General features: G+C 50.2%; 5 protein-coding genes. 2 read left to right on the top strand and 3 right to left on the bottom strand.

The window, feature by feature from the left end; all coding sequences use genetic code 11:
- On the top strand, positions 1-869 hold an 869-nt coding region (locus IQ260_RS27830), incomplete at its 5' end, for an NAD-dependent epimerase/dehydratase family protein (protein WP_193996326.1).
- A gap of 155 nt (positions 870-1,024) precedes the next feature.
- Positions 1,025-2,944 carry a molecular chaperone DnaK gene (gene dnaK, locus IQ260_RS27825; protein WP_193996325.1) on the top strand — a complete coding sequence of 640 codons (1,920 nt, stop codon included), beginning with the start codon at positions 1,025-1,027 and terminating at the stop codon, positions 2,942-2,944.
- 135 nt (positions 2,945-3,079) lie between these two features.
- Here the strand turns inward: dnaK and IQ260_RS27820 are convergent, their stop codons facing one another.
- The 3 genes from IQ260_RS27820 to IQ260_RS27810 all read right to left on the bottom strand — a co-directional run bounded on the left by IQ260_RS27820 (position 3,080) and on the right by IQ260_RS27810 (position 4,659).
- A complete protein-coding gene (locus tag IQ260_RS27820) occupies positions 3,080-3,712 on the bottom strand; it encodes a Uma2 family endonuclease (RefSeq protein ID WP_193996324.1) in 633 nt (210 codons plus the stop codon).
- Between the two features lie 44 nt (positions 3,713-3,756).
- Entirely contained in the window at positions 3,757-4,350 is a 594-nt protein-coding gene (locus IQ260_RS27815; RefSeq protein ID WP_193996323.1) for a Uma2 family endonuclease, read from the bottom strand.
- 138 nt (positions 4,351-4,488) lie between these two features.
- Positions 4,489-4,659, bottom strand: a complete 171-nt coding sequence (locus tag IQ260_RS27810) for a hypothetical protein (protein ID WP_193996322.1) — start codon at positions 4,657-4,659, stop codon at positions 4,489-4,491.
- Positions 4,660-4,788: the final 129 nt, after the last annotated feature.

Here is a 4,788-nt window from a genome sequence, read left to right as displayed (position 1 = left end):
CGCGGTTGCTGCTCGCAGCGGGGCACGAGGTGACCTTGCTCAATCGGGGGAATCGTCCTGGGCCTGAAGGGGTGAATGTTATTAGGTGCGATCGCAAATCCCCCGATGCCCTAAAAGCCGCCCTAGCTGACAAAACCTTTGATGCCATCTATGACAATAACGGTCGTGAGCTGAGCGACACCCAGCCCCTGGTCGAACTCTTTGGCGGCACCGTCAAACACTTTATCTATGTCAGTTCAGCCGGCGTCTATCTCAAAAGTGAGCAGATGCCCCACATCGAAGGCGATCCTGTTGACCCCAACAGTCGTCACAAGGGTAAGCATCACACCGAAGACTATTTGATCCAACAAGGCATCCCCTTTACCTCCATTCGGCCTGTCTATATCTATGGTCCGCAGAACTATAATCCTCTGGAAAAATGGTTTTTTGACCGCCTCAGTCAGAACCGACCGTTACCCATTCCTGGCAATGGCAAGGCGATCACACAGCTCGGACATTGCGAAGATCTAGCCCACGCCATGGTAGCCATTTTGGGTAATCCCAAAGCCGTTGGGCAGATCTACAACATTTCAGGCGAGCGCTATGTCACCTTTGACGGTCTAGCCCATGCCTGCGCTGAGGCCATGGGAAAATCTACGCCAGATATTCACCACTACGACCCCAAACAATTCGACTTTGGCAAACGCAAGGCATTCCCCATGCGGGTACAGCACTTTTTTGCCGCTATTGATAAGGCTAAGCAAGACTTGGGATGGACCCCCCGCTATGGCCTAGTCCAGGGATTAAAGGACTCCTATGAGCAAGATTACTGCCAGTCTGAACAAGCAGTGGACTTTGATTTAGACGAGCAAATTTTGGCCTCTAATTAGCTTTAGACTGGCTAACCCACCGCAAAACCGAAATCCAGGTTCGGTAACCCCCCCTTCAGAGAATCGCTCTGGATTAGCACTATAGTAATGAGCTTTCAAACCAAGTTTGCAAGGTTTACAGGAAAGCCACTATTACGCCGGAGCAATGAATTGATATGGGAAAAGTAGTTGGAATTGACTTAGGAACTACAAACTCTGTAGTTGCTGTAATGGAAGGGGGTAAGCCCACTGTAATCGCGAACGCAGAGGGCTTTCGCACCACACCCTCTGTCGTTGCCTACGCCAAGAGCGGTGACCGCCTTGTGGGTCAAATCGCCAAGCGCCAGGCCGTGATGAACCCGGTAAACACGTTTTACTCGGTTAAGCGCTTTATTGGCCGTCGCAACGATGAAGTGGGCAATGAGTCCTCAGAAGTGCCCTATAACGTTCTAAACGTAAACGGCAATGTAAAAATCGAATGTACAAACGCTGACAAGCAGTTTGCCCCCGAAGAAATTTCTGCCCAGGTACTGCGTAAGCTGGCTGACGACGCTAGTAAGTATCTTGGCGATCAAGTCACCCAGGCAGTTATTACGGTTCCTGCCTACTTCAACGACTCTCAGCGTCAGGCCACCAAGGACGCTGGACGGATTGCAGGCCTAGAAGTACTGCGGATCATCAATGAGCCGACCGCTGCAGCCCTAGCCTACGGTCTCGACAAGAAGAGTAACGAAACCATTTTGGTCTTTGACTTAGGTGGCGGTACCTTTGACGTTTCCATTCTAGAAGTAGGGGATGTCGTCTTTGAAGTACTGTCCACATCAGGTGACACCCACCTGGGTGGTGACGATTTTGACAAGAAGATCGTAGACCACCTGGCTGAGCAGTTTATGTCCCAAGAGGGCATTGACCTACGGAAAGACAAGCAGGCCCTGCAGCGTCTAACTGAGGCAGCTGAAAAGGCCAAAATTGAACTCTCTAGCGTTACCCAAGCAGAAATCAACCTGCCCTTTATTACCGCCACCCAAGACGGTCCTAAGCACCTGGATCTAACCCTAACTCGGGCCAAGTTTGAGGAGCTAGCAGCTGACCTCATTGACCGCTGTGGTGTGCCGGTAGAAAACGCCATCCGCGACGCCAAGCTATCTAAAAACGATATCAACGAAATCGTACTGGTAGGGGGTTCCACGCGGATTCCTGCGGTGCAAAATCTGGTTACTAAGATTCTGGGTAAAGAGCCTAACCAAAGCGTTAACCCTGACGAAGTTGTGGCCATTGGTGCCGCCATTCAGGGTGGTGTACTGGCTGGTGAAGTCAAAGACATCTTGCTCCTCGACGTTACTCCCCTATCTTTGGGTGTGGAAACGCTGGGTGGCGTCATGACCAAACTAATCCCCAGAAACACCACAATTCCTACCAAGAAGTCCGAGGTGTTCTCCACCGCAGTTGACGGACAAACCAACGTTGAAATCCATGTCCTGCAAGGTGAGCGGGAAATGGCCAATGACAACAAGGACTTGGGTGTATTCCGTCTAGATGGCATCCCCCCGTCTCCTCGGGGTGTACCTCAAATTGAGGTGATCTTTGATATCGACGCCAACGGTATCTTGAACGTGACCGCTAAAGATAAGGGCACTGGTAAGGAACAGTCCATCAGCATTACCGGCGCATCCACCCTATCTGACGATGAAGTCGATCGGATGGTACGCGATGCTGAGGCCAATTCCTCTGCAGACAAGGATCGTCGCGAGAAGATCGATGTTAAGAACCAGGCCGACTCGCTGGTATACCAGGCTGAGAAGCAGATGGGTGAACTGGGTGACAAGGTTTCTGATGACGATAAGGCCAAGGTAGAAACTGAGATTGCCAGTCTGAAAGATGCGATCGCATCTGACGATACTGACAAGATCAAAGCGGGTACTGAGTCCCTGCAGCAGGCGCTCTTCGCCCTCAGCAGTAACATGTACGGTGGCGCGGATGCAGCGGCAGCGGCAGCGGCAGATGCAGGTGCTGCGAGTGGCGGCGGCGAAGCCCCCAGTGGCGGCGGTGACGACGACGTTATCGATGCCGAATTCTCAGAAGAAGGCGACAAGTAGCCTAACCACGGCAGCTTCTCTGTTCAGGGATAGCTGCCGTGGCATAGCCGACAAACTTGCTCCGGCTAGCAAGGGGGTGGATGGTTTTACCATTCACCTTTTTTTGTAGCTGAGGAAGGCGGGGAAAGGCCGTTATCAGATCCTTTCGGGCACTTCCAGCCCCGCGTTTAGCACCTGCTCCGCTGTCAGCGTTAGTTCAGAAAAGCCTGCCGAAACTAATTGAGCAGCGCCGACAAACGTGTGTTCTTGATATACGCCATCTACCAGGACTAGTATCTGCACCATTGCCGCTATCGGATCAATAATCCAGTACTCTGGTATACCCCGCTGAGCATACTCCCGACGCTTTTCAACATAGTCCCGGTCCCGTGATTTTTTATCGGTATCACTGCTAGAGACCACTTCTACCACTAAATGAGGAGCTGGCTGTCCCAGACGGAGTAATTTGCCGTCTGCCAAAATAGCGGTAGCCGATGCTTCTGAATGCACAATTAAGTCGGGCTGACGAGCAGATACCCTTTCAGAGGGCACCTGAATTTGATGTCCTGTGGCAAAAAGCCGGTGAGAAATTCCTAGGTGTGTCGCAAAGTAGACTACTAAGAAAAGAGCAATTGTATTGTTAAGCGAGTGTTCTGCTGGCATTACAACTAAAATCCCATCTGCCAGCTCATAGCGTGTGTCGGTGCCATCGTCGTAGTTCAAATACTCCTCTAGAGTCATCACCCGAGGCGTTGTTTGAGGCGTCGCTGGATTTTGGGCAATGGTCATAACGGTCTACCTATGCTCATACCGATAAACGGGATATCGTGATTTTAATGTTCAAAAAGGGAGTCAGGAGTCAATTTCAATGTAGGAAAGGCTAAAGAAATAATGGTCTCACCGCCTTTGTACGTTTTTTCCTGATAAATACCGGCTGTTAGGTTTAGAGCAGTAATCGTCAATCTTGATGGATCAATGATCCAATATTCCGGAATTCCCCACTGCTGGTACTGCTGTCGCTTCCATTCATAGTCGCGACGATAGTTATCGCTCGACGTATTGCCAGGGCTGACAATTTCAGCAATGAACCGAGGGGGCATTGCTCCCAACGGTAAGGCGTTCTGCTTAATAATGCTGTCTAGCTGCAGATGCTGAGGCTCAAGGACGACTAAATCAGGCCGACGATTTTTGTAGCGATCGCCCACTGGCTCAACCTCCATGGCGAGAGTGTGGGGCTTAATCAACCTGAAATTGACCAGTGCCGATAGCTTCATAAATAAAACCATCGCCAAATAGTCATTCTCCTCAGACTCATTTGGTACTGGAATTAGGTCTCCATTGCTCAGCAAATCGTAGCGAATGTCTGAACCATCGTCGTAGTTCAGATATTCCACAAACGTCAAAGGCTTAAGTTTTGCCTGAGCCATAGGACAAAAAGTTGTGCGCCTATGCCCTTCCTTTTGTCTTATAGGGGTTGCCATGGAACACCCGTGAGGAAAAGGGAGGGCAAGTTAAATCCTTGTTTCTTAGTATATCGCCTATGACTGAAGACGATTCGGCAAGGATTACTTGAGGCCAATGAGTGAAACGATACTACTTCCAGTGAAATACTCAATAGCGATCAAAATCAAAAAGCCCGCCATGGCAGCTCGGCCATTGAGCTGTTCGGCATATTCGTTAAACCCTTTTTTGGGGCGTTCGAGTTTGGGACTCATGGAAGGCTTAATATCAGTCACGGTGTTAAAGCTGCGTTATACCCACCTATTCTCACTATCAAAGGGAGAGTTCGTCAATCAGTTTTACCCGATAAGCAAGTCGGTGCTGCAGTTACTTCTCCATGGATGCAGGAGCGCTAAGCTAGGACT

Origin of the sequence: Leptolyngbya cf. ectocarpi LEGE 11479 (assembly GCF_015207065.1) — a bacterium.
In the GTDB taxonomy this organism is placed as follows: domain Bacteria; phylum Cyanobacteriota; class Cyanobacteriia; order Phormidesmidales; family Phormidesmidaceae; genus Leptothoe; species Leptothoe ectocarpi.
Note: the sequence above shows the minus strand (reverse complement) of the source record. Positions and strands in the feature narration are given on the sequence as shown.

What these genes read in the sequence shown, in the direction of transcription:
- dnaK (WP_193996325.1), top strand. Translation starts at nt 1,025, where the DNA reads ATGGGAAAAGTAGTTGGAATTGACTTAGGAACTACAAACTCTGTAGTT.
- IQ260_RS27820 (WP_193996324.1), bottom strand. Translation starts at nt 3,712, where the DNA reads ATGACCATTGCCCAAAATCCAGCGACGCCTCAAACAACGCCTCGGGTG.
- IQ260_RS27815 (WP_193996323.1), bottom strand. Translation starts at nt 4,350, where the DNA reads ATGGCTCAGGCAAAACTTAAGCCTTTGACGTTTGTGGAATATCTGAAC.